Annotated in this window: 21 protein-coding genes and 1 pseudogene; 14 read left to right on the forward strand and 8 right to left on the reverse strand. The window is 69.0% G+C overall.

Annotation, left to right across the window (positions count from 1 at the left end; translation table 11 throughout):
• Nucleotides 1-13: 13 nt before the first annotated feature.
• Nucleotides 14-1,090 carry an AraC family transcriptional regulator gene (locus GRX31_RS14100; RefSeq protein ID WP_160853229.1) on the reverse strand — a complete coding sequence of 359 codons (1,077 nt, stop codon included), beginning with the start codon at nt 1,088-1,090 and terminating at the stop codon, nt 14-16.
• A gap of 136 nt (nt 1,091-1,226) precedes the next feature.
• Here GRX31_RS14100 and GRX31_RS14105 point away from each other — a divergent pair, with 136 nt between their 5' ends.
• Nucleotides 1,227-2,945, forward strand: a complete 1,719-nt coding sequence (locus tag GRX31_RS14105; protein ID WP_160853231.1) for an AMP-binding protein — start codon at nt 1,227-1,229, stop codon at nt 2,943-2,945.
• Nucleotides 2,946-2,989: 44 nt separating this feature from the next.
• Here GRX31_RS14105 and GRX31_RS14110 read toward each other — a convergent pair whose 3' ends face one another.
• Entirely contained in the window at nt 2,990-4,723 is a 1,734-nt protein-coding gene (locus GRX31_RS14110; protein WP_016450031.1) for a Na+/H+ antiporter, read from the reverse strand.
• A gap of 92 nt (nt 4,724-4,815) precedes the next feature.
• Between GRX31_RS14110 and GRX31_RS14115 the strand changes: the two genes are divergently transcribed.
• The 5 genes from GRX31_RS14115 (at nt 4,816) to GRX31_RS14135 (ending at nt 11,120) form a co-directional block, all read left to right on the forward strand.
• Entirely contained in the window at nt 4,816-6,423 is a 1,608-nt protein-coding gene (locus GRX31_RS14115) for a carboxyl transferase domain-containing protein (protein ID WP_016450032.1), read from the forward strand.
• A gap of 34 nt (nt 6,424-6,457) precedes the next feature.
• Nucleotides 6,458-7,243 (forward strand): enoyl-CoA hydratase/isomerase family protein, encoded by a 786-nt coding sequence (locus GRX31_RS14120; RefSeq protein ID WP_034363212.1) that lies wholly within the window; start codon nt 6,458-6,460, stop codon nt 7,241-7,243.
• A 66-nt stretch (nt 7,244-7,309) separates the two neighbouring features.
• Nucleotides 7,310-8,059, forward strand: coding sequence for a DUF4126 domain-containing protein (locus GRX31_RS14125; RefSeq protein ID WP_043790440.1), 750 nt, complete (start codon nt 7,310-7,312; stop codon nt 8,057-8,059).
• 51 nt (nt 8,060-8,110) lie between these two features.
• Nucleotides 8,111-10,129 carry an acetyl/propionyl/methylcrotonyl-CoA carboxylase subunit alpha gene (locus GRX31_RS14130; protein ID WP_160853233.1) on the forward strand — a complete coding sequence of 673 codons (2,019 nt, stop codon included), beginning with the start codon at nt 8,111-8,113 and terminating at the stop codon, nt 10,127-10,129.
• A gap of 70 nt (nt 10,130-10,199) precedes the next feature.
• Entirely contained in the window at nt 10,200-11,120 is a 921-nt protein-coding gene (locus GRX31_RS14135) for a 2-hydroxyacid dehydrogenase (RefSeq protein WP_160853235.1), read from the forward strand.
• A gap of 9 nt (nt 11,121-11,129) precedes the next feature.
• On the opposite strand, the pseudogene GRX31_RS14140 reads toward GRX31_RS14135, so the two are convergent.
• A pseudogene (locus tag GRX31_RS14140) lies at nt 11,130-11,971 on the reverse strand (tripartite tricarboxylate transporter substrate-binding protein).
• Nucleotides 11,968-12,930: a 3-hydroxyacyl-CoA dehydrogenase family protein gene (locus tag GRX31_RS14150; protein ID WP_016450038.1), complete on the reverse strand. Its 963-nt coding sequence runs from the start codon at nt 12,928-12,930 to the stop codon at nt 11,968-11,970. The pseudogene GRX31_RS14140 and the gene GRX31_RS14150 overlap by 4 nt, the downstream one beginning before the upstream one ends.
• A 91-nt stretch (nt 12,931-13,021) precedes the next feature.
• Between GRX31_RS14150 and GRX31_RS14155 the strand changes: the two genes are divergently transcribed.
• From GRX31_RS14155 to GRX31_RS14185, 7 genes are all read left to right on the forward strand, one after another.
• Nucleotides 13,022-13,930: a LysR family transcriptional regulator gene (locus GRX31_RS14155; protein WP_012207762.1), complete on the forward strand. Its 909-nt coding sequence runs from the start codon at nt 13,022-13,024 to the stop codon at nt 13,928-13,930.
• Between the two features lie 109 nt (nt 13,931-14,039).
• The gene (locus GRX31_RS14160; RefSeq protein ID WP_016452781.1) at nt 14,040-14,981 is read left to right on the forward strand and encodes a hydroxymethylglutaryl-CoA lyase; all 942 of its coding nucleotides are present in this window, start codon (nt 14,040-14,042) and stop codon (nt 14,979-14,981) included.
• Between the two features lie 2 nt (nt 14,982-14,983).
• Complete coding sequence (locus GRX31_RS14165; protein ID WP_012207760.1) at nt 14,984-15,487, forward strand: YbaK/EbsC family protein; 504 nt, start codon at nt 14,984-14,986, stop codon at nt 15,485-15,487.
• Nucleotides 15,484-15,729, forward strand: a complete 246-nt coding sequence (locus tag GRX31_RS14170) for a DUF1289 domain-containing protein (RefSeq protein ID WP_016450040.1) — start codon at nt 15,484-15,486, stop codon at nt 15,727-15,729. The genes GRX31_RS14165 and GRX31_RS14170 overlap by 4 nt, the downstream gene beginning before the upstream one ends.
• 34 nt (nt 15,730-15,763) lie before the next feature.
• Entirely contained in the window at nt 15,764-16,399 is a 636-nt protein-coding gene (locus tag GRX31_RS14175) for a DsbA family protein (RefSeq protein WP_034363224.1), read from the forward strand.
• Complete coding sequence (locus tag GRX31_RS14180) at nt 16,400-18,253, forward strand: putative nucleotidyltransferase substrate binding domain-containing protein (protein ID WP_160853237.1); 1,854 nt, start codon at nt 16,400-16,402, stop codon at nt 18,251-18,253.
• A complete protein-coding gene (locus GRX31_RS14185) occupies nt 18,250-18,939 on the forward strand; it encodes a 3'-5' exonuclease (protein ID WP_160853239.1) in 690 nt (229 codons plus the stop codon). The genes GRX31_RS14180 and GRX31_RS14185 overlap by 4 nt, the downstream gene beginning before the upstream one ends.
• On the opposite strand, the gene GRX31_RS14190 is transcribed toward GRX31_RS14185, so the two are convergent.
• The 4 genes from GRX31_RS14190 to GRX31_RS14205 all read right to left on the reverse strand — a co-directional run bounded on the left by GRX31_RS14190 (nt 18,915) and on the right by GRX31_RS14205 (nt 22,643).
• Nucleotides 18,915-19,763, reverse strand: a complete 849-nt coding sequence (locus tag GRX31_RS14190; protein WP_017407741.1) for an AraC family transcriptional regulator — start codon at nt 19,761-19,763, stop codon at nt 18,915-18,917. The two genes, GRX31_RS14185 and GRX31_RS14190, sit on opposite strands and share 25 nt — an antisense overlap.
• Entirely contained in the window at nt 19,760-20,395 is a 636-nt protein-coding gene (locus GRX31_RS14195; RefSeq protein WP_016450045.1) for a YbhB/YbcL family Raf kinase inhibitor-like protein, read from the reverse strand. The genes GRX31_RS14190 and GRX31_RS14195 overlap by 4 nt, the downstream gene beginning before the upstream one ends.
• Nucleotides 20,396-20,604: 209 nt before the next feature.
• Entirely contained in the window at nt 20,605-22,338 is a 1,734-nt protein-coding gene (locus GRX31_RS14200; protein ID WP_016450046.1) for a cation acetate symporter, read from the reverse strand.
• Nucleotides 22,335-22,643, reverse strand: a complete 309-nt coding sequence (locus GRX31_RS14205; RefSeq protein WP_012207753.1) for a DUF485 domain-containing protein — start codon at nt 22,641-22,643, stop codon at nt 22,335-22,337. The genes GRX31_RS14200 and GRX31_RS14205 overlap by 4 nt, the downstream gene beginning before the upstream one ends.
• A 303-nt stretch (nt 22,644-22,946) precedes the next feature.
• Between GRX31_RS14205 and GRX31_RS14210 the strand changes: the two genes are divergently transcribed.
• A complete protein-coding gene (locus tag GRX31_RS14210) occupies nt 22,947-24,629 on the forward strand; it encodes an MFS transporter (protein ID WP_016450047.1) in 1,683 nt (560 codons plus the stop codon).
• Nucleotides 24,630-24,727: the final 98 nt, after the last annotated feature.

Here is a 24,727-nt window from a genome sequence, read left to right on the forward strand (position 1 = left end):
ATGCGCGCGGCCCTCACTCGGGCCGGGCGCGCGCGCTCTTGCGGAATTCGGAAGGCGACAGCCCCGTCCACAGCCGGAAGGCGCGGATGAAGCTCTTGTCGTTGAGAAACCCGCAGGACTGGGCGATGCGCTTGATGGGCCGGCTGGTGCGCAGCAGCAGGGCCACTGCCCGCTCGCGCCGCACCTCGTCCTTGAGCGCCTGCAGCGAGGCGCCTTCTTCCTTGAGCTGGCGGTGCAGGCTGCGCTGGGACAGGTGCAGCTGGCGCGCCAGCGTGTCGGCCGTCTGCAGGCATTCGGCGTCGGCCGCCAGCAGCTGGCGCACGCGCTGCACCAGCTGGCGCTCGCGCCGGTAGGGGCGCACCTGCAGCGGCAGGGCGCGCTGCAGCATGCGCTGCAGCGCGGGCTCGTCGCGCGTCAGCGGCATATCCAGAAAACGCGCGTCGAACTGGAGGCAGGCCCGGGCCGCGCCAAACTCCACCTCGCCCGGCGGGAACAGCAGCGCATACACGCCCGCATGCGGCGGGGGATCGAAGGGAAAGCAGGCACGCCGCAGCGGCAGCGGCTCATCGATGAACCAGCTGGCCAGGCCGTGGATATTGCGCAGCACCGACAGCAGGCAGAACTCGCGCATGGCGCCCAGCGTGGACAGCTCCTCGATGGCCAGCGTGGCCAAACCGTCTTCCTGCGTCAGCGTGAGGCGGATGTCGTCGGCCAGCAGGCCATGGTGGCGGCACCAGCGCGCCAGCGCCAGGCCCAGCTGCTCGCTGCCCATGCTGGCGCGTGCCAGCATGCCGTAGCTGCCCCAGGGCAGGCGCCGGGAGAACCAGCCCAGGGACTCGTCGTCGAGTTCGCGCATGGCGGCATCGGACAGTGCCTCCATCTGCAGCGCCGTGATGCACTCGTTGCGCTGTTTGACGGAGTCTGGCGCGATTTGTGCCTTCTCCAGGGCGGACAGGGCGCTGATGCCCCGGCGTTCGTAGGCCAGCATAATGGCCTGCACAAAGGCCATGGGCGTGACTGCAGGGTGTGCGGAGGCCATGGTGGCGGCCGCCTGGGGCAGGGGGGTCTTGACCAGCGAGGGGGTGAACATGCTGGCAATTATTGCAACCTTCGTGGCCTGTTCTGCTCGGGGTTGGCCCTTATGCTGCCACGCAATAGCTGCCGTGACGGGGCAGGCCACTGCATTTGCCCGTCCCAGGCGCCGCCGACGACACAGGAGACAACGCATGCCCGCCCAGAACGCCCCGCTCGCTTCCAGCCATGCCCAAGGCCGCACCGATGTGCCGCTGATCGAGCAGACCATCGGCGATTTCTTTGCCGACATGGCGGCCCGGCAGCCCGATCGCGAGGCCCTGGTCAGCCGCCACCAGGGCCTGCGCTACAGCTATGCCGGCCTGCACACCGAGGCGCGCCGCCTGGCCAGCGCGCTGCTGGGCCTGGGGCTGGACAAGGGCGACCGCGTCGGCATCTGGTCGCACAACAACGCCGAATGGGTGCTGATGCAGCTGGCCACGGCCCAGGTCGGCCTGGTGCTGGTCAACATCAACCCGGCCTACCGCACCTCCGAGGTGGAGTACGCGCTCAACAAGGTCGGCTGCAAGGCCCTGGTGACCATGGCGCAGTTCAAGACCAGCGACTACCTGGGCATGCTGCGCGAACTGGCCCCCGAGCTGGCCACGGCCGAGCCCGGCCGCCTGCATTGCGCGCGCCTGCCCCAGCTGCGCAGCGTGGTCTGGATCGACGTGGCAGGGCAGGGCGAAGAGCAGCCCGGCATGCTGCGCTTTTCCAGCCTGCTGGCGCGCGGTGATGCGCAGGATGCGCGCATCGACGCCGTGGCCGCCACGCTCAAGAACACCGACCCCATCAACATCCAGTTCACCAGCGGCACCACGGGCTTTCCCAAGGGCGCCACGCTGACCCACCGCAACATCCTGAACAACGGCTTTTTCATCGGCGAGTGCATGCGGCTGACGCCCGAGGACCGGCTGTGCATTCCCGTGCCGCTGTACCACTGCTTCGGCATGGTGCTGGGCAACCTGGCCTGCTTCACGCATGGCTCGGCCATCGTCTACCCGAATGACGGATTCGATCCGCTGCTGGTGCTGGAGACCGTGCAGGCCGAGCGCTGCACGGGCCTGCACGGCGTGCCCACGATGTTCATCGCCGAGCTGGACCACCCGCGCTTCAAGGAGTTCGACCTGAGCACGCTGCGCACCGGCATCATGGCCGGCTCGCCCTGCCCCATCGAGGTGATGAAGCGCGTGGTCAGCGACATGCACCTGTCCGAGATCACCATCGCCTACGGCATGACCGAGACCAGCCCTGTCAGCTGCCAGAGCGATGCCGACACGCCGCTTCAGCGCCGCGTGTCCACCGTGGGCAAGGTGCAGCCGCACCTGGAGGTGAAGATCGTCGACCCGGCCACGGGCGAGGTCGTGGCGCCCGGCGTCTCGGGCGAGCTGTGCACGCGCGGCTACTCGGTCATGCACGGCTACTGGGGGGACGAGGCCCGCACGCGCGAGGCCATCGACGACGAGGCCTGGATGCACACCGGCGACCTGGCCACCATGGACGAGCAGGGCTACGTGAACATCGTCGGCCGCATCAAGGACATGGTGATCCGCGGCGGCGAGAACATCTACCCGCGCGAGATCGAGGAATTCCTCTACCGCCATCCGCAGGTGCAGGACGTGCAGGTCGTCGGCGTGCCCGACGTGCGCTACGGCGAGGAGCTGTGCGCCTGGATCATCGTCAAGCCCGGCCAGGCGCTGACCGAAGACGGCGTGCGCGACTTCTGCAAGGGCCAGATCGCCCACTACAAGGTGCCGCGCTACATCCGCTTCGTCGAGGCCTTCCCGATGACGGTGACCGGCAAGATCCAGAAATTCAAGATCCGCGACGAGATGATCGCCATGCTGGATCTGCGCCCGGCCAGGACCGCCTGAGGGCTGCTTTCATGCGCTGCCGCCAGCTGTCCACCGCGTGCCGCCTAGGGCGTGCCGCCCTCGGGCGCGGCCATGGCCGAGGCGGCAGCGCGGCGCGCCACGACCAGGCGCTTGCGCAGCGAGATCTCCTGCATGTCCAGCTCGCTGACCAGGCGGCGCAGCGACTCGTCGTTGATGCGGTGAGCCTGGCGCTCGGCGTAGAGCGCGTCGCGCTCCTGGTGGATGCAGCGCAGGCGCAGCTCGATCTCCAGCAGGTAGCGCAGCTTGCGCTGGCGCACGACTTCGGGCGCCTCGCGCTGGATCTCGATGCTGGAGGCCGTGCCGCTGCCGTCGTCCAGCAGCTGGACGCGGTTGCGGTACTCCTGCGTCAGGTGGCCCATGACCTCCTGGTGCATGGCCACCCATTCGGGCGTGTGGCCCTGGATCTCTTCCTCGCTCAGCGTCAGCCCGCCAATGGCGGACTGGCAGGCGGCCACGCGCGCCAGGCGCTCCTCGCGCACCGTGGGCGATTCGCCGGGCTGGGGCATGCGGCGCAGGATCAGCGGCAGGGCGATGCTGCCCAGCACCAGGGTGAACAAGATGGTGCCCGTGGCCAGGAAGACCAGCATCTCGCGGCCGGGGAAGGGCTGGCCGTTGTTCAGCAGCATGGGCACGGACAGCGCGCCGGCCAGCGTCACGGCGCCGCGTATGCCGGCCATGGTGGTGGCCAGGTTCAGCAGGTGCGAGGGGCGCTCTGCCATCTTTCCCTGGAAGTGGGCGCGAGCCAGGCTACGCTGCACGCCCAGCGTCAGCCAGATCCAGCGCATCAGCAGCAGCGCGCTGGAGATGATCACCACATAGCCCACCAGCACCCACCATTCGCTGCCCGCATCGTGCAGCGTCACGCCGATGATGGAGGGCAACTGCAGGCCCAGCAGCAGGAAGATGGCGCCGTTGAACGAGGCTTCCACCATGCTCCAGGTGCCCTCGGTCTGCAGCCGCTCGCTGATGTAGCTGCTGCGCTCCAGGTCGGCGAAGTTGGTGGCAATGCCCGCGGCCACGGCCGACAGGATGCCCGACACGCCGATCTTCTCGCCCACGATGTAGGCGGCGAAGGGCAGCAGGATCAGCAGCAGCACCATCTGCGTGGCCGCCACGTCGCCCAGGCGGCGCGTGATGGTGCTGCGCGCATAGGAAAAGCCCCAGCCGATCAGCGTGCCCACGCCCAGGCCGCCCAGGGCCATCCACATGAAATCCTTGGCCACCTCGGTCCACGAGAACAGGCCGGTCAGCGTGGCCGCGATGGCGAATTTCAGCGCCACCAGGCCCGAGGCGTCGTTGAGCAGGGACTCGCCCTCGAGGATGTGCATGGTCTTCTCGGGCATGCCCAGGTTGCGCGTGATGGCCGAGACGGCCACGGCATCGGTGGGCGAGACTACGGCGGCCAGCGCAAAGGCCACGGTCAGCGGCATGCCGGGCACCAGCCAGTGGATCAGCCAGCCCAGCCCCACCACCGTGAACAGCACCAGGCCCAGCGCCAGGCGCAGGATGGGGCGGTACAGCGCAAAGAACTCGCGCTTGGGGATGCGCCATCCGTCGGCAAACAGCAGCGGCGGGATGAACAGCAGCAGGAACAGCTCGGGATCGAAGGCGATGTGCAGGCCCTTTTGCGGCCAGGCCATCAGCGCTCCCAGGGTGATCTGGATCAGCGGCAGCGGGATGGCGCGCACGTAGCGCGCGGCAATGCCCGTCAGCGCTCCCAGCAGCAGGACGAGCAAGACGATTTCAACGGTGTGCATACGGCATTTTCCCCAGGCCGGACCGCCGTTCTTTGCAGGACATTCGGAAAAACCAAGCGCCCGCATCGGGCAAACACAAGAAGAGGCCACACATGAGCATTCTGGGCACCCAACTCAATCCGCGTTCGGCGGACTTCCTGGCCAATGCCGCGGCCATGCGCGCCGTGGTCGAGGACCTGCAGGCCCAGGTGGCCAAGGTCGCCGAGGGCGGCGGCGAGGCCGCGCGCGCCAAGCACGTGGCGCGCGGCAAGCTGCTGCCGCGCGACCGCGTGGCCATGCTGCTGGACCCGGGCACGCCCTTCCTGGAGATCGCCCCGCTGGCTGCGCTCAACATGTACCGCAACGATGCACCCGGCGCGGGCCTGATCGCCGGCATCGGGCGCGTCAGCGGCGTGGACTGCATGATCGTCTGCAACGACGCCACGGTGAAGGGCGGCACCTACTACCCGATGACGGTGAAGAAGCACCTGCGCGCCCAGGAGATCGCCGCGCAGAACCGCCTGCCCTGCATCTACCTGGTGGACTCGGGCGGCGCCAACCTGCCCAACCAGGACGATGTGTTCCCCGACCGCGAGCACTTCGGCCGCATCTTCTTCAACCAGGCCAACATGAGCGCCGAGGGCATTGCCCAGATCGCCGTGGTCATGGGCTCGTGCACGGCCGGCGGCGCCTATGTGCCGGCCATGAGCGACGAGTCCATCATCGTCAAGAACCAGGGCACCATCTTCCTGGGCGGCCCGCCGCTGGTGAAGGCCGCCACGGGCGAGGTGGTCAGCGCCGAGGACCTGGGCGGCGGCGACGTGCACACGCGCCTGTCGGGCGTGGCCGACCACCTGGCCCACAACGACACCCACGCGCTGGCGCTGGCGCGCCAGGCCGTGGCCAACCTCAACCATGCCAAGCAGCCTTCGGCTGGCGACCTGCCGCCCGAGGCGCCGCTGTTCGACGGCGGCGAGCTGTACGGCGTGATCCCCGTGGACACGCGCAAGCCCTTCGACGTGCGCGAGATCATCGCCCGCGTGGTGGACGGCAGCCGCTTCGACGAGTTCAAGGCCCGCTTCGGCGCCACCCTGGTCTGCGGCTTTGCGCGCATCGAGGGCATGCAGGTGGGCATCATCGCCAACAACGGCATCCTGTTCAGCGAATCGGCCGTCAAGGGCGCGCACTTCATCGAGCTGTGCTGCCAGCGCAAGATCCCGCTGGTCTTCCTGCAGAACATCACGGGCTTCATGGTGGGCCGCAAGTACGAGAACGAAGGCATTGCCCGCCACGGCGCCAAGCTGGTCACGGCCGTGGCCACGGCGGCCGTGCCGAAGTTCACCATCATCATCGGCGGCTCCTTCGGCGCAGGCAACTACGGCATGTGCGGCCGCGCCTACTCGCCGCGCTTCCTGTGGATGTGGCCCAACGCGCGCATCTCGGTCATGGGCGGCGAGCAGGCGGCCAGCGTGCTGGCCACCGTCAAGCGCGACGGCATCGAGGCCAAGGGTGGCCAGTGGACGGCCGAGGAGGAAGAGGCCTTCAAGGCCCCCATCCGCCAGCAGTACGAGGATCAGGGCCACCCCTATTACGCGACGGCGCGCCTGTGGGACGATGGCGTCATCGACCCCGCCGACACGCGCCGCGTGCTGGCGCTGGGCCTGGCGGCCACGCGCAACGCGCCCATAGCGGACACGCGCTTCGGCGTGTTCCGCATGTGACGGCGGCTTCCCTTTCCTTGCAGCGAGGTACTTCATGAAAACCACCGCACTGACCCTCGAATTCCAGGGCCCCCTGGCCACCATCACGCTGACCCAGCCCGAAGTGCGCAATGCCTTCAGCGACGAGGTCATTGCCGACATCACCCACGCCTTCCACGCCGTGGGCAAGCGCAGCGACGTGCGCGCCGTGGTGCTGGCCGCCGAGGGGCCGGCCTTTTGCGCGGGCGCCAACCTCAACTGGATGCGCCGCATGGCCGACTACTCGCGCGACGAGAACCGCGAGGACGCCGGCCTGCTGGCCGAGATGCTGCGCGTGATCTACGAATGCCCGCAACCCACCATCGCGCGCGTGCAGGGCGATGTCTATGCGGGCGGCATGGGCCTGGTCGCGGCCTGCGACATGGCCGTGGCCGCCGAGGGCGCGGGCTTTTGCCTGTCCGAAGTGAAGATCGGCCTCATCCCCGCCACCATCAGCCCCTACGTGATCCGCGCCATGGGCGCGCGCGCCGCCCACCGCTACTTCCTGACCGGTGAGCGCTTCGACGCGGCCGAGGCGCTGCGCATCGGCTTCGTGCACCGCGTCGTGCCCGCCGAAGAGCTGGACAACGCCGTGGACGGCCTGCTCAAGCACCTGGTCAGCGCCGGTCCCGCCGCCGCCCGCGCCTGCAAGCGCCTGGTGATCGACGTGGCCGAGCGCGAGATCAACGAGCAGCTGATCGCCGCCACCGTCGAAGGCATCGCCGACATCCGCGCCAGCGCCGAGGGCAAGGAGGGCGTGCAGGCCTTCCTGCAAAAGCGCAAGCCGGCCTGGCTGGCCTGACACGCGCAGGCTGCCCATTCATCGCGCCACCACCGAGCAACGCCGAGCCAACGCCGAGCCAACACCATGAGCACCCTGACCGACTCCCTCGTCCAGTGGCTGCAGTCCGTGGGCCTGTACCCGGGCCCGGCCGTGCACCACACGGTCAGCGAGGCGGCTGGCGAAGTGGCCGAGCGCGTGGGCCAGGCCACCAGCGGCATGGACATGGCCGGCCTGCTGGCGCTGGCCGCCGCACTGGGCTGGGCCAGCGGCTTTAGGCTCTACGCCGTGGTGTTCGTGACCGGGCTGCTGGGGGCGCTGGGCTGGGTGGCGCTGCCGGGCGGGCTGCATGTGCTGGAGCATCCGGCCCTGCTGTTCGCCAGCGGAGCGCTGCTGTTCGTGGAGTTCTTCGCCGACAAGATCCCCGGGGTGGACTCGGTCTGGGACTTGCTGCAAAGCGTGATCCGCATCCCGGCGGGCGCGGCGCTGGCGGCCGGCGTCTTCGGCGCCGACAGCGCGACCATGGCCACCATGGCGGCCCTGATGGGCGGCTCGCTGGCCCTGTCCAGCCAGGTGGCCAAAAGCACGACGCGCGCGGCCATCAACACCTCGCCCGAGCCGTTTTCCAACGTGGGCGCGAGCCTGGTGGAGGACGGCGCCTCGGTGGGCGCGATCTGGCTGGCGCTCACGCACCCGCTGGCCTTCGCCGCCGTGCTGCTGGTCGTGGTCATCGCGCTGTGGCTGCTGACCTGGGCGCTGTGGCGCTTTCTCAAGGCCGTGGTGCAGCGCCTGCGCGCGCTGTTCGGCGGGTCTCCCGCGATGAATCAAAAACCATAGCCGCCGGTCGCCGAATGACCGGGGCTGCAGAGAAAACACTGGAGATAACGCATGTTCAAGAAGATCCTGATCGCCAACCGCGGTGAAATCGCCTGCCGCGTCGCGGCTTCCGCCCGCCGCATGGGCGTGCGCACCGTGGCCGTGTACTCGGACGCCGATGCCCGCGCCAAGCATGTGCAGGCCTGCGACGAGGCCGTGCACATCGGCGGCAGCGCCCCCAAGGACAGCTATCTGCGCTGGGAACGCATCCTGGAGGCCGCCAAGGCCACGGGCGCCCAGGCCATCCACCCCGGCTACGGCTTTCTCAGCGAGAACGAGGAATTCGCCCAGGCCTGCGCCGATGCCGGCCTGGTCTTCATCGGCCCGCCGCCCTCGGCCATCCGCGCCATGGGCCTGAAGGCGGCCTCCAAGCAGCTCATGGAAAAGGCCGGCGTGCCCCTGGTGCCCGGCTACCACGGGGCCGACCAGGACCCGCAGCTGCTGCAGCGCGAGGCCGACCGCATCGGCTACCCCGTGCTGATCAAGGCCAGCGCCGGCGGCGGCGGCAAGGGCATGCGCCTGGTCGAGCGCAGCGAGGACTTTGCCGCCGCCCTGGCCAGCTGCCAGCGCGAGGCCATCAACAGCTTCGGCGACGACGCCGTGCTGGTCGAGAAATACGTGCTGCGCCCGCGCCATATCGAGATCCAGGTCTTTGGCGACACCCAGGGCAACTGCGTCTACCTGTTCGAGCGCGACTGCTCGGTGCAGCGCCGCCACCAGAAAGTGCTGGAGGAGTCCCCCGCGCCCGGCATGACGCCTGCGCTGCGCCAGAAGATGGGCGAGGCCGCCGTGGCCGCCGCCCAGGCCGTGAACTACGTGGGCGCGGGCACGGTGGAATTCATCGTCGAGCAGCCCGGCGGCTACGACCAGCCCGAGGCCATGAAGTTCTACTTCATGGAGATGAACACCCGCCTGCAGGTCGAGCACCCGGTGACCGAGGCCATCACGGGCGAGGACCTGGTGGACTGGCAGCTGCGCGTGGCCAGCGGCCTGCCCCTGCCCAAGCGCCAGGACGAGCTGCGCATCACCGGCCATGCCATCGAGGCGCGCATCTGCGCCGAAAACCCCGACAACGGCTTCCTGCCCGCCACCGGCACCCTGCATGTCTACCGCAAGCCCGACTGCGCCAGCTTCCATGTCGGCGACGTGCGCGTGGACGACGGCGTGCGCGAGGGCGATGCCATCAGCCCCTTCTACGACTCCATGATCGCCAAGCTCATCGTGCATGGCGACACGCGCGAACAGGCGCTGGCGCGGCTCGATGCCGCCCTGGCCGAGACACGCATCGTGGGCCTGGCCACCAATGTGCAGTTCCTGCGCCAGGTCATCGCCAGCGATGCCTTTGCAACCGCCAAGCTGGACACGGCGCTGATCGAGCGCGAGAAGCAGCATCTGTTCCACCAGCAGCGCCTGCCCCAGGCCCAGGCCGTGGCCGCCGCCGTGGCCCAGGTGCTGCAGGCAGAGCGCGCGCAGGAAACCGCCGATCCCTTCAGCCGCCGCGACGGCTGGCGCTCGCACGGCGTGGCCGAGCGGCGCTGGGACTTCCGCCAGGGCGAGGCCGCCGTGCCCGCGCGCCTGCGCTACCTGCATGACGGCGCGCTGCAGCTGGCCGTGGGCGAGGGCGAGTCCCTCGCCGAGGGCCTGCTGTCCTGGCAACAGGCCGGGGACGGCGCCTTCGACGTGCAATTCGCGGGCCAGCGCCTGCGCGCCCAGGTCCATGTGCTGGGCGAGCAATGCCATGTGTTCGCTCCCCAGGGCGCGGCCGTGCTGGGCCTGGCCGATCCGCTGGCCCATGCGGGCGATGTGCATTCGGAAGGCGGCCGCCTGACGGCGCCCATGCCGGGCAAGGTGGTCTCCTTTGCCGTCAAGGCCGGCGACAAGGTCAGCAAGGGCCAGCCGCTGGCCGTGATGGATGCCATGAAGATGGAGCACACCATCGCCGCGCCCGGCGACGGCGTGGTGGCCGAGCTGCTGTATGCGCCCGGCGACCAGGTGACCGAAGGCTCCGAGCTGCTGCGCCTGGAAAGCTGAGCCCGCAGGCAAGACAGTTTTGCGCAAAAGTCGCGCGTGGGCGTCGCCAGGCCGTTAGGCTTGGCCACCTATGCGAGTGACTTTCTGCTGCGAAGACACCAGGCCCGACGCCTGGCTGCAAGGACTGCGCGCGGCCCTGCCGGGCGCCGAGGTGGACATCTGGTCGCCGGGCGCGCCGCAGGCCGACTACGCCCTGGTCTGGGCGCCACCCCAGCGCTTCATCGACGAGCAGCCGGGCCTCAAGGCCCTGTTCAACATCGGCGCCGGCGTCGATGCGCTGCTGCCGCTGCGCCTGCCGCCCGACCTTCCCGTCTACCGCCTGGAGGACGCCGGCATGGCCGTGCAGATGGCCGAATACGTCAGCCAGGCCGTGATCCGCTTCTTCCGGGGCCTGGACGGCTACGAGGCCGACATGGCCGCCGGCCTGTGGCAGCACCGGCCCAATCCCCGGCGTGCCGACTACCCCGTGGGCGTCATGGGACTGGGCCGCATGGGCGAGCGCGTGGCGCGCGCGCTGGCGGTGTTCGATTTCCCCGTCAACGGCTGGAGCCGTACGCCGCATGCCATCGACGGCGTGCGTGGCTTCTGCGGCCCGCAGGACTTCGACGCCTTTCTGCGCGCCACCCGCATCCTCGTCAACCTGCTGCCGCTGACGCCCGAGACCGACAGCATCATCGACGCGCGCAGCCTGGCCCTGCTGCAGCCGGGCGCCTATGTGATCAACGTGGGACGCGGCGGCCATGTGGCGGACGAGGACCTCGTCGCCGCCATCGACGGGGGCCATGTGTCCGGCGCGTTGCTCGATGTGTTCCGCACCGAGCCGCTGCCCGACGGCCATGCCTTCTGGCGGCATCCGCGCATCACGCTCACGCCCCACACTTCGGCGCGCACCCTGGCGCGCGACAGCGTGGAGCAGATCGTGGGCAAGGTCGCGGCGCTGAGCCGGGGCGAGGCCGTGAGCGGCCGCGTGGACCTGCAGCGCGGCTACTGACGGGCGCGCTCAGTCCAGCGTCACGCCGGTGCTGCGCACCAGCGCGCCCAGGCGCTGGGAATCGCTCCTGATCAAGGCGCCGAATTCGGCCGCCGTGCCGCCCACGGCCGGCGTGCCGATGGCCTCCCAGCGCGTGCGGAAGGCCGGGTCCTTGAAGACGGCGTTGACCGTGGCATTGAGTTTGTCGATGGCGGCGGGCGGCGTGCCCGCGCGCACGGCAATGCCATGCCAGCCCGTGATCTGGTAGCCGGGCACGCCGGCATGGGCCATGGTGGGCACGTCGGGCAGCACCTTGGTGCGCTCGGCCGAGGTGACGGCCAGCGGGATCAGGCGCCCGCCCTGGATATGCTGCAGCGAGCTGCCCACGATGTCGAACATCACGCCCACCTGGCCGCCGATCAGGTCGTTGAGCGCCGGTCCCGCACCCCGGTAGGGCACATGGCCCAGCTTGACCTGCTCCATGGAGTTGAACAGCTCGCCCGCCAGGTGCTGGGGCGTGCCGTTGCCGGCCGAGGCAAAGCTCAGTGTCTTGCCCGTTTTGGCCAGGGCCAGCAGCTCGGCCACGGTCTTGACGCCCAGCGAGGGATGGACCTCCAGCACCAGCGGGAAGGCCGACAGCTGCACCACGGGCTCCAGGTCCTTGAGCGGGTTGAAGGGCATGCTCTTGTACAGCGAGGAATTCACGGCCATGGGGCCGCTGGCGGCCAGCAGCAGGGTGTGGCCGGCAGGGCTTGGTGGTCGGCCGGCTGCTTGTAGGCGCCGTTGGGGGCCACGGTGATGATCAGCGGGTCGCTCCACTGCGAGGTGGGTGACGTGGGCGACGTGGTTGACGTGGGGACCGGCGTGCTCATGGCGTGTCCTGTGCCTGCTCCGGCACCGGCAGCTCGCTGGCCAGCAGGGCCAGGCCCTGGCGCAGCAGCGCGTCGTAGCGTGCACGCTCGGCCAGGCGGCGGTCCTCGGGCCAGTCGAAGAAGCCCTTGCCGGTCTTCATGCCCAGATCGCCCCGCGCCACGCGATCGCGCAGGGCCTGGGCCGGCACATCGGTGTTGGACAGCGTGGGGTACATGGTGGCGGCCGCTGCGCAATGCACCTCGATGCCCGCATGGTCGCGCTGCAGCACGGGGCCGGCCGCCAGGAAGCGGAAGCCGAAGCCGAAGCGCACGGCGGCATCCACGTCCTCGGGCGAGGCAATGCCCTCGTCGATGAGGGCGAAGGCCTCGCGCGACAGCGCATGCTGCATGCGGTTGGCCAGAAAGCCGGGCTTGTCCTTCTTCACCAGTACCGGCACGCTGCCGCAGCCGCGCATGAAGGCGTGCAGCCACTGGCCCAGGGCCGGGTCGCTGCGCTCTCCCAGCACCACCTCCACCAGCGGCACCAGGTGGGCGGGCATGAAGAAGTGCAGGCCCAGCATGCGCTGCGCCGTGGGCAGGCCGCTGGCGATGGCGCTGATGGGAAAGCCCGAGCTGTTGCTGGCCAGCACGGCGTCGGCCGGCGCATGCGCCTGCAGCTCGGCGAACAGCGCCTGCTTGGCGTCCAGCCGCTCGGTGATGCATTCCACCACCAGGGCGACGCCGTCCCAGGCCACATCCTCCAGCGCCGCGCAGACCGAGACCTGGGACGCGCACCGGGCAAAGCCGGCCGTGGCCAGCTCGATGGCAATGTGCTGCAGCAGCAGCTCGCGCCGGGCCGCGCCGGGGTCGACCACGGTCACCAGGGCGCCGCCCCGGGCCAGGACCACGGCCACATCGGCACCCATGGTGCCTCCCCCGACGACCACCGTGCGCGCGTTGCGCGGCGAACTGCTGTGCATGCTGTCTCCTGCTGATTTCATGGATTTGAGGCGCAGTCTAGGCAGACGTCATTGAACGGTAAAGACGCATTTTTCGATAAACTGATCGGCCATGAAGATCAATTGGTCGGCCCGCGAGGTCGATGTCTTTCTGGCGCTGGCCGATTCGCTGAGCTTTCGGCGCACGGCGCTGCAGATGCACCTGTCGCAGTCGGCCGTCTCGGGCACGCTGGCGCGGCTGGAAGAGATGCTGGGCGCGCGCCTGTTCGAGCGCACCACGCGCGCCGTGGAACTGACCCAGGCCGGCGAGGTCTTCGCCGAGCAGGCGCGCATCCTGCGCCACCAGATGGACGAGACCGTGCGCCGCGTGCAGGAGGTGGCCCAGGTGCAGGTGGGCCGGCTGGCGCTGGCGGCCCTGCCGTCGCTGGCTGCGGGCCTGCTGCCCCGCGTGCTGGCGCGCTTCGCGGCCGAGCATCCGGGCGTGCACCTGGAGCTGTTCGACAGCCTGGCCGGGCCGGCCTTCGACATGGTGCGCGCGGGCCGCGTGGACTTTGCGCTCACGGCGGCCAACCCCGCCTATGCCGACCTGGACTACCTGCCGCTGGCCTCCGACCGCTTCGTGCTGCTGCTGGGCCGCGGCCATGCGCTGGCGCGCGGGCGTGGCGATCTGGGCTGGGCCGACGTGGCCCATCTGCCCCACATCTCCATGCCGGCCGGCACCAGCGTGCGGCAGTACGCCGACGAGGCCCTGCTGACCCACGGCATACGCTTTGCGCCCCAGTACGCCGTGGAGCACTTGGCCACCATCGCGGCCATGGTGGCTGCCGATCTGGGCGTGAGCGCGCTGCCCCTGCTGGCCGCCCAGGTGGTGCAGCGGCCGGAAGTGGTGGCGCGCCCGCTGGCACGGCCGGTGCTGCGCCGCCCCATCGGCCTGGTGCGCCTGAGCGGCCGCCGCCTGTCGCCGGCTGCCGCGCGCATGGTGGAGATGCTGCGCGAGGAAATGGCGGCCCTGCCGGGCTGAAGGGGGCGCTGGCAGCCGTTGTGCATGGCCCGGCAGGATATGGGGTGGTGTCCGGACCTGCAAGCCTGGACAATAGGGGCCGTACCCGTCATCCCGGTGAGAACACCCCATGAGCATTCCTTCCCGCGTCAAACTCGTCGATGTAGGCCCCCGCGACGGCCTGCAGAATGAAAAACAGCCCGTGCCCGCCGCCGTCAAGATCGAGCTGGTGCACCGCCTGCAGGAAGCCGGCCTCAAGGAAATCGAGGTCACCAGCTACGTCAGCCCCAAATGGGTGCCGCAGATGGCCGACAACGCCGAAGTCATGGCCGGCATCGTCCGCCGCCCCGGCGTGCGCTACAGCGTGCTCACGCCCAACATGAAGGGCCTGGAGGCCGCGCTGTCGGCGCCGCGTGAACTGTGGCCCGACGAGATCGTGGTCTTCGGCGCAGCCAGCGAGGCCTTCAGCCAGAAGAACATCAACTGCTCCATTGCCGAAAGCATCGAGCGCTTCGCCCCCGTGGCCGAGGCCGCACGCGCCCAGGGCATCTACGTGCGCGGCGCCATGAGCTGCACCGTGGGCTGCCCCTACGAAGGCGAGATCGCCCCCGAGCGCGTGGCCTACCTGGCCGGCCTCATGAAGGGCATCGGCGTGCAGCATGTGGGCGTGGCCGACACCATCGGCGTGGGCACGCCCGTCAAGGTGCGCAAGGCCATCGAGGCCACGCTGCAGCACTTCGCCATCGACGATGTCTCGGGCCACTTCCACGACACCTACGGCCAGGCCGTGTCCAACACGCTGGCCGCGCTGTCGCTGGGCGTGTGGCAGTTCGACACCTCGGTGGCGGGCCTGGGCGGCTGCCCCTACGCCAAGGGCGCCACAGGCAATGTGGCCACCGAGGACGTGGTCTACATGCTGCAGGGCATGGGCATAGAGACCGGTATCGACCTGGACAAGCTGATTGACGCCGGCCAGTTCATCAGCGACCACCTGGGCCGCCCCACGCAGTCGCGCGTGGCCAAGGCACTGCTCACCAAGCGCGCCAGCGCGTCTGCATGCGAGGCGGTGTGAGCATGTGCGGATCTGAACTCCACCATCTTCCCGAAGGCGTGCAGCGCGTGGCGGCCTTCCTGCAGCAGGCCGGCCATGGCGAGGGGCCGCGCATGCTGGACGGCGCGGCGCGCACGGCCCAGGAAGCGGCCGACCAGCTGGGCATCCTCGTGGGCCAGGTGGCCAAGAGCATCATCTTCCGCCGCCGCAGCGACGGTGTGGCCGTGCTGGTCGTGGCCTCGGGCGACCGCCGCGTGGACGAGAAGAAGGTCGCCGCCCTGGTCGGCCCCGTGGGCCGTGCCGACGCCGATTTCGTCAAGGCGCAGACGGGCTTTTCCATCGGCGGCGTCAGCCCCGTAGCCCATGCCAACACGCCCGTGACCCTGGTGGACCGGGAACTGCAGCGTTTCGACACGGTCTGGGCGGCCGCCGGCCATCCGCATGCGGTGTTCGCGGCCACGCCGGCCGCGCTGCAACTGCTGGCCGGCGCGCCCTGGGCTGACGTGGTGCAGGAGGTGGCGGCATGATGGGCCCCAAGGAAATGCTGGCCCACAAGGCCGGCGCAGCCTTCGCTGCGCGCGCTGACGACGAGCCCGTGCCATCGCCCTGCATCTCGGTCTGCCGCATGACGCCGGACCGCAGCCATTGCGAAGGGTGCTTTCGCACCATCGACGAGATCCGTGCCTGGTCCAAGTCCGATGCGTCGCAGCGCCTGGTCATCTGGAACGCGCTGCTCGAGCGTGCGGGCATCACGGTCGCCGTCCCCTAGACCCCCCTGGACTGCACTGCAGGAGCCTGCCGCCATGAAGCAGATCACCTTCCATCTCGACTTCGTCTCGCCCTATGCCTGGCTGGCCTTCGAGCAACTGCCTCAGGCCCTGCAGGGCATCAGCCACCACATGCAGTACCGCCCCGTGCTGCTGGGCGCGCTGCTGCAGCGCCATGCCAACCCGGGGCCGGCCGGCATTGCGGGCAAGCGCGAGTGGACCTACCGCCATGTGAGCTGGCTGGGCCATGCCACGGGCGTGGGGCTGGACATGCCGGCCCGCCATCCGTTCAACCCGCTGCCGCTGCTGCGCCTGGCGCTGGAATGCAGCGACGACGGCACGGTCAACCGCTTTGTCGCGGGCACGGTGCTGCGCCATGTCTGGCTGGGCGGCGCCGACGCGCTGGACCCGGCGCGGCTCGACGCACTGCGCGCCACGCTGGCGCCACAGCTGCGCACGGATGCGGCGGACAACGCCAAGCGCCTGCTGCGCGAGAACACCGACGCCGCGGCCGCGCAAGGCCTGTTCGGCGTGCCGGCCTGGGAAGTCGACGGCCGCCTCTTCTGGGGCCTGGACAGCCTGCCCATGCTGCGCGCCTACCTGGAAGGCGACAGCTGGTTCGACAGCGGCTGGGACGCGGCTGCAAGCGTGGAGCAAGGCCTGAAGGTTTGAATGGCGGGGCTGGAACAACGGCCCCGCCCCATGCCCAACGCCTTCAACTTCGCCGCCTCGCCCTTCGACTGCCTCACGCCCGACGAACAGGCGCTGGTGCGCGATGGCGTGGACATCGCCTACTTCCCCGAAGGCGCCGTGGTGCTGGATGCCGGCTCGGCGCCCACCCACCTCTTCGTCATCATCAAGGGCCATGTGGTGCAGACCGAGGGCGACGAGGTGCTGGCCAGCTACGGCCCCGACGACAGCTTCGACGGCCGCGCCCTGGTGGCCGGCCGCACGGGCAGCCGCTTCACCGTGGCCGAGGAGCTCATCGCCTACCAGCTTGCGCGCGAAACCGTGGGCGAGCTGATCGCGCGCAACACGGCCTTTGGCGCCCTGCTGTTCTCCGACCTGGGCCACAAGCTGGGCACATTGGCCCAGCGCGCCGACCGGCACGAATTGCAGTCGCTGACGCTGGCGCGCGTGGACCAGGCCTATCTGCGTGCCGCCCATGTGGTGGATGCGGCCACCGACATCGTCTCCGTGGTGCGCCTGTTCCATGCCGAGCGCACGACCAGCGTGCTGGTCTCGGGACTGCCGCAGGGCGGCCTGGGCATCTTCACGGGCACCACGCTGCAGCGCGCCATCCTCGACGGCCGCCCGCTGGAGCGGCTGGCCGTGGGCGAGTTCGCCAGCCAGCCCGTGTTCACCGTGCGCGCCGACGACCAGCTGGGCGACGCCCTGGTCGTGCTGCTGCGTGCGCGCGTGCACAGGCTGGCGGTGCTCGATGCACAGGGCCAGGTGCTGGGCATCCTGGAGGCGCTGGACCTGTTCAGCTTCCTGGCCAACCACTCCCACCTGATCACCGTGCAGATCGAGCAGGCTGCCGACCTGCAGGCGCTGGAGCAGGCGGCTGCCCAGATCACGCGCCTGGTGGCCGCCCTGCACCGGGGCGGCACGCGCATTGCCCTCATGGCGCGCCTGGTGCAGCAGCTCAACGCCCGTTTGTTCGAGCGTGCCTGGCAGATGCTGGCGTCGCCGGACCTGGTGGCCCACAGCTGCCTCTTCGTCATGGGCAGCGAGGGGCGCGGCGAGCAATTGCTCAAGACCGACCAGGACAACGGCCTGCTGCTGCGCGACGGCTATGTGCCGCCCCAGGACCTCGATGCCATCTGCGCGCGCTTTTCCGCGCAGCTGCAGCGCTTCGGCTACCCCGAATGCCCGGGCGGCATCATGCTCAGCAATCCGCTGTGGCGCGGCACGGTGGCCGACTTTGGCCGTCGTGTGCGCGAATGGCTGATCCTGCCCAGCCCGCAAGGGCTGATGCACCTGGCCATCTTTCTGGATGCCCACGCCGTGGCAGGCGATGCAGCCTTGCTCGCGCAGGTTCGGCGGGACCTGATGGCGCTGGCCCTGGACAGCGACGCCCAGGTGGCGCGCTTTGCCTCGGCCGTCGACGCCTTCGCGCACGAGCCGGGCAGCTGGTGGGAGCGGCTGCTGGGCCGTGGTGACGAGGGGGCGCCCGTGCACCTCAAGAAGGCCGGCATCTTTCCCATCGTCCACGGCGTGCGCAGCCTGGCGCTGGCCCACCACATCGCCGCCACGGGAACGGCCGAGCGCCTGGCGGCCCTGGTGGCCGAAGGCGTGCTCGATGAAGTCCAGGGCCGCGAACTGCTTGAAGGACTGCACTTTCTCATGGGCCTGCGCCTGCAGGCGGGCCTGGCCGAGATCGACCTGGGCCGGACCGTCACCGGCCATGTGGACCCGGCGCGCCTGAGCAGCCTGGAGCGTGATCTGCTCAAGGACACGCTGGCCGTGGTGCGGCGCTTTCGGGAACTGCTGCGCCAGCGCCTGCGGCTGGACGCGGTATGAGCGCGGCACCCCTGTCGAAATGGGTGGCGGGCCTGCGGCGCAACTGGCAGCGGCGCAGGCTGGCGGACCCCGCCTATGACTTCCTTTTCAATGCGCCGCCGCCCGGCGAATGGGTGGCGCTGGACTGCGAGACCACGGGCCTGGACGTGCGCAGCGACGAGATCGTCTCCATCGGCGCCGTGCGCATCGTGGGAGAGCGCATCCTGTCCAGCGAGCGCCTGGAGCTGCTGGTGCGCCCCTCGCGCAGCGTGCCCGGCGACAGCGTGCGCATCCACCGCCTGCGCGAGCGCGACCTGGCCCGGGGCCTGGCCATCGAGGACGCGCTCGCGCAGCTGCTGCGCTTCATCGGCAGCCGCCCGCTGGTCGGCTACTACCTGGAATTCGACGTGGCCATGATCGAGCGCGTGCTGCGCCCCTGGCTGGGCACGGGCCTGCCCAACGAGCGCATCGAGGTCTCGGCCCTGTACTACGACCACCGCTTCCGGCAGCTGCTGCCCTGGCAGCAGCAGGCGCCCGAGATCGACCTGCGCTTTGCCACGCTGATGGCCGATTTGGGCCTGCCCCGGCGAGAGGCCCACGACGCGCTCAACGACGCCGTGATGGCAGCGCTGGCCTTCATCAAGCTGCGCAGGCTGGCCGGCGGGACGCCGGCCCCGCTGCATCAGCGCAAGGCGGACGGCGAATAGCCGAAGCGCGCACGGAAGCGCTCCGAAAAGCGCGCACGCGACTGGTAGCCACAGGCCTGGGCGATGTGTTGCAGGCTCCAGCCGGTGGTCTGCACCAGCAGCATGGCGTGGTGCATGCGCGTGTCCACCAGCAGTTCCTCGAAGCGGACGCCCTCGCCGGCCAGGCGCCGGCGCAGCGTGGCCTCGCTCATGGCCAGCGCGCTGCCGGCACTGTGCGCTGTCCAGTGCTGCTGGGGCGCCTGGGCAATGAGGGTGCGCAGGCGCGAGGCCGTGCCGGGCGGGCCCGCGCGGCGCAGGATGTGGCCGCGCTCCGCGAGCGCGGCGAGCAGGTCCATCAGCCGGTAGCGCAGCCGTTCGTCGCTGAGAGTCGGCGACGGCACGCTGGCCAGCACCTGCCGCAGAGCGTCTTGCAGGTCATCGTCCAGCGGCAGTTGCCGAAAGGCCTGCTCGTCCAGCGGCAGCGCTGCGGGCTGGGCGCGTGTGCGGTGGAACGCCTCCAGCAGCTCGGGCGACAGTGCCAGCAGCACGGAGCGAAAGGGCTGTCCGCCGCTGCCCGGTGTCTTCATCAGATCGGCGCTGGTATGCGCCTGCACCAGCAGCAGGCAAGAGGGCGTGTCCACCGTGGTCTGGTGGCTGCCGTCGTGCAGGTCCAGCCTGCCTGCCGCCACCAGCAGCAGGCAGGCTTCATGGAACAGGAAGCGCGGCGTATGCCGGGCCTGGCGCAGGCTGGGCTGCGCCAGGCTGCACAGGCCGGCCCGCACCACAGGGGCGGCAGAAGGCAGCAGCCAGTGGCTGCCGGGCACCGGGTCGCCGTTCAGGTTCAAGCGGCGCAGACCGCAGGGTTCAGGCTGTACAGGCCGGTGATGCTGGCCTTGCCCAGCACCTGGCCGGCTTGCAGCGCCGCGCGCACATTGGCGCCGGTCAGTTCGCCGGAGACCGCCAGCGTGGGCGTGGCCAGCGCATAGACGGTGAAGACGTAGTGGTGGACGATGCTGTCGTTCCACGGGGGGCAGGGGCCGTCGTAGCCGTAGTAGTCGCCCTTCATCTGCTCGTCGCCCGCGAACCAGCCCGTGTAGTCGTTGATGCCGTGGCGCAGGCCGCCGGGGGCGGCCGGGCCGCTCTTGCCGCGCGGCGTGACGCCGTCGGACTGGGCACCTGCCGCGATCTCGGTGGTGGCGGCCGGAATGTCCAGCAGCAGCCAGTGGAAGAAGTCCACGCGCGGCAGGCTGGCCGGCACTTCGCGGCCTTCCTGGTTCACATCGTCGCCGCGGCTGGGCACGTCGGGATCGTGGCAGACCACGACGAAGGACTGCGTGCCCGCCGGTGCGCCGCTCCAGGCAAGGTGCGGATTGCGGTTGGACGACAGCGCCACGTGGGATGCCGCATCGGGCACGGCGAACGCGAATTCGCCGGGGATGGCCTGGCCGTCCTGGAAGCTTTGGCTGGTGAGTTGCATGTCGGATGGATCCTGTGCGTTGAAGAGAGAAGTCATGCTGCACGAAGCGCTCGGCAGACCCCCGAGTCTAGGGGCGGGGAAAACGCAGGACATCGCCCATCCGCTCAAAAGGCTTCTCCAGCCGGTCAAACTGAGTGTCTCTGGTGTGGCGAGGGATGAAAAAAGCCGGGCGCATGGCCCGGCTTGTGCGTGGTTGCCGCTTCGGCAGCTCAGTGGCCGGAGGCGCCCGAAGCTCCCAGACCCGTTTCCGAACGCACCTGCTGCGCGGGGAACACGGCGCGTTCCCTGGCGGCCTGGGCACTCTTGTCGAGCACCGAGAACAGCCACACGCCCACGAAGCCGATGGTCATGGAGAACAGCGCGGGTGAGGCATAGGGGAACCAGGCCGAGCCTGCAGGGTTGCCCAGCGTGGCTTCCCAGACCGGGGGCGAGACGATGGTCAGGCCCACCGAGGACGCCAGGCCCATGAAGCCGCCGATCACGGCGCCCTTGGTCGTGCAGTCCTTCCACAGCACCGACAGCAGCAGCGGGGGGAAGTTGGCCGAGGCCGCGACCGCGAAGGCCAGCGACACCATGAAGGCAATGTTCTGCTTCTCGAACACGATGCCCAGCAGCACGGCGATGGCGCCCAGCGTCAGCGTGGTGATGCGCGAGACGCGCAGCTCGGCGGCGCTGTCGGCCTTGCCCTTCTTGATCACGGTGGCGTACAGGTCATGCGACACGGCCGAGGCGCCCGACAGCGTCAGGCCCGCGACCACGGCCAGGATGGTGGCGAAGGCCACGGCCGAGATGAAGCCGTAGAACACGTCGCCGCCCACGCTCTTGGCCACCAGCACGGCCGCCATGTTGGCCGTGCCCGCGCCGCCGTGGATCACGCCCTTGACCGTGTCGGCCATCTCGGGGTTGGTCAGCACCAGGGTGATGGCGCCGAAGCCGATGATGAAGATCAGCACGTAGAAGTAGCCGATCCAGGTCGTGGCCCAGAACACGCTCTTGCGCGCTTCCTTGGCGTCGGGCACGGTGAAGAAGCGCATCAGGATGTGGGGCAGGCCCAGCGTGCCGAACATCAGCGCCATGCCGAAGCTGATGGCCGAGATCGGGTCCTTGATGAAGCCGCCCGGGCCCATGATGGCCAGGCCCGCCTTGGCGGCGGCCGAGGGGTCGGCGCCGTTGTTGGCAGCGATCTCGGAGCGCACGCGCACGCCTTCGGCGAACAGCGCCTCGGGGCTGAAGCCGTACTTGGCCAGCACCATGAAGCCCATGAAGGTCACGCCTGCCAGCAGCATGCAGGCCTTGATGATCTGCACCCAGGTCGTGGCCGTCATGCCGCCGAACAGCACGTAGATCATCATCAGGCCGCCCACCAGCACCACGGCGATCCAGTAGTCCAGGCCGAACAGCAGCTTGATCAGCTGGCCCGCGCCCACCATCTGCGCGATCAGGTAGAAGGCCACCACCACCAGCGTGCCGCTGGCCGCGAAGGCGCGGAACGGCGTCTGGGAGAAGCGGTAGCCGGCCACGTCGGCGAAGGTGAACTTGCCCAGGTTGCGCAGGCGCTCGGCCAGCAGGAAGGTCAGGATGGGCCAGCCCACCAGGAAGCCGATGGAGTAGATCAGGCCGTCATAGCCGCTGGCCATGACCGAGGCCGAGATGCCCAGGAAGGAGGCGGCCGACATGTAGTCGCCCGCAATCGCCAGGCCGTTCTGGAAGCCCGTGATGCCGCCTCCGGCCGTGTAGAAATCGGCCGCCGACTTGGTGCGGCCCGCGGCCCACTTGGTGATCCACAGCGTGGCCACGACGAAGGCCGTGAAGAGAATGATGGCGGTCCAGTTGGTGGCCTGCTTGGCGGCCACGCCGACATCGCCGCCGGCGGCCAGCACGGGCCCCGTCAGGGCCAGCGCCACGGCGGGCGCCAGCAGCATGCGTTGTGCGGAATTCTTCATTTCGTGGCGTCCTTCAGGATGTCCTGGGTGAGCTTGTCGTACTCGCCATTGGCACGGCGCACGTAGAGGCCGGTGACGATCACCGAGAACACGATCACGCCCATGGCGATAGGAATGCCCAGCGAGGTCACGCCCGCGCCAATGGGCTGGGCCAGAAAGGATTTGTCGAAAGCAATCAGCGCGATATAGCCGTAATAAACGACCAGCATCAGCAGCGTCAGAAAAAGGCCCAGGCGATTGCGTCTGGATCGCAGCTCCTGGTATTTGGGATGGCGCTGTATCTTGTCTACCACCGGATCGGTCATGGTTTGTCTCCTGAAGTTGGAATCGCGGCGGCAGCCCCATGGATCTGCAGCCTTGCGGCGCATTCTGGAAACTGCTTCTGACCGAGTGCTTACGCAGTGCAGCATGGTTTGCCAGGGTTTTTACGGTGCTTTTCACATGGAAAAAGACGGCATCAGGGTTGCTGCTGAGTTAGTAAGAAATCGTTCAGTTCGCCGTCAATTTCTGTAAGAGGTGAGTCAGATTCGCGTCAGCAGGCAGGCGGATAGTGAATCGGCGGGCCTATGGCAAGCCCGCTAAATATTCAATAAATCAAGGAGACAGACATGGCTATCAACGCATCGCAAGGCGCGGGGGTCAAGGCGACCCCGCGGCCCATGACTCCGGAAGAACGCAAGGTGATCTTTGCCTCGTCGCTAGGCACGGTATTCGAGTGGTACGACTTCTATCTCTACGGATCGCTGGCGGCCATCATCGCCAAGCAATTCTTCAGCGGGCTCGATGCGGGATCGGCCTTCATCTTCGCGCTGCTGGCCTTCGCGGCCGGCTTCATCGTGCGGCCCTTCGGCGCACTGGTGTTCGGGCGGCTGGGCGACATGATCGGGCGCAAGTACACCTTCCTCGTGACCATCCTGATCATGGGCCTGTCGACCTTCATCGTCGGCATCCTGCCCACCTACGCCAGCATCGGCGTGGCGGCGCCGGTGATCCTCATCGGCCTGCGCATGCTGCAGGGCCTGGCCCTGGGCGGCGAGTACGGCGGTGCGGCCACCTATGTGGCCGAGCACGCGCCGCACGGCAAGCGCGGCGCCTACACCTCGTGGATACAGACCACGGCAACGCTGGGCCTGTTCCTGTCGCTGCTGGTGATCCTGGGCGTGCGCACCTCCATCGGCGAGCAGGCCTTCGCGGACTGGGGCTGGCGCATCCCCTTCCTGCTGTCCATCGTGCTGCTGGGCATCTCGGTGTGGATCCGCATGACGCTGTCCGAGTCGCCAGCCTTCCAGAAGATGAAGGCCGAGGGCAAGGTCTCCAAGGCTCCGCTGTCCGAGTCCTTCGGCCAGTGGCGCAACCTCAAGATCGTGATCCTGGCGCTGATCGGCCTGACCGCCGGCCAGGCTGTCGTCTGGTACACGGGCCAGTTCTATGCGCTGTTCTTCCTGACCCAGCAGCTCAAGGTCGATGCGGTGACGGCCAACCTGCTGATCGCGGCGGCACTGATCATCGGCACGCCGTTCTTCGTGATCTTCGGTTCGCTGTCCGACAAGATAGGCCGCAAGCCCATCATCATGCTGGGCTGCGTGCTGGCCGTGGTGACCTACTTCCCCGTGTTCAAGGCGCTGACCGAAGCGGCCAACCCCGACTTGGCCGCGGCCCAGGCCAAGAGCAAGGTGGTGATCGTTGCCGATCCCAAGGAATGCTCGTTCCAGTTCAATCCCACGGGCACTTCCAAGTTCACCAGTTCCTGCGACGTGGCCAAGCAGCTGCTGGCCGCCGGCTCGGTCAGCTATGACTCCGAGGACGCAGCGCCCGGCAAGACGGCCTTCATCCGCATCGGCAGCACCGAGATCCCCTCGTTCTCCGTCAAGGGCCTGAGCCCCGAGGAAGCCAAGGCCAAGGACGCCGAGTTCAAGAAGACCGTGGCCAAGGTGCTGGCCGAGGACGGCTATCCCACCAAGGCCGACCCCGCGAAGATGAACAAGGTGATGATGGTCGCCATCCTGACCTACCTGGTCATCCTCGTGACCATGGTCTACGGCCCCATCGCCGCCATGCTGGTGGAGCTGTTCCCCACCCGCATCCGCTATACCTCCATGAGCCTGCCGTATCACATCGGCAATGGCTGGTTCGGCGGCCTGCTGCCCACCATGTCGTTCGCCATCGTGGCCCAGACCGGCAACATGTACAGCGGCCTCTGGTATCCCATCGTCATTGCCGGCGCCACGGCCATCATCGGCACGCTGTTCCTGCGCGAGACCAAGGATGTGGATATCTACGCGAATGATTGAGGGCTCCCCCTGAGGCGCTGACGCGCCTTCCCCCGTATGCACGGCGCCCTCTCTCGCTTCGCGGGAGGGGGACGACGCCATCGCCGCGAGGCGGCTCT

Source organism: Delftia sp. CH05 (genome assembly GCF_009827015.1).
In the GTDB taxonomy this organism is placed as follows: Bacteria; Pseudomonadota; Gammaproteobacteria; order Burkholderiales; family Burkholderiaceae_C; genus Comamonas; species Comamonas tsuruhatensis.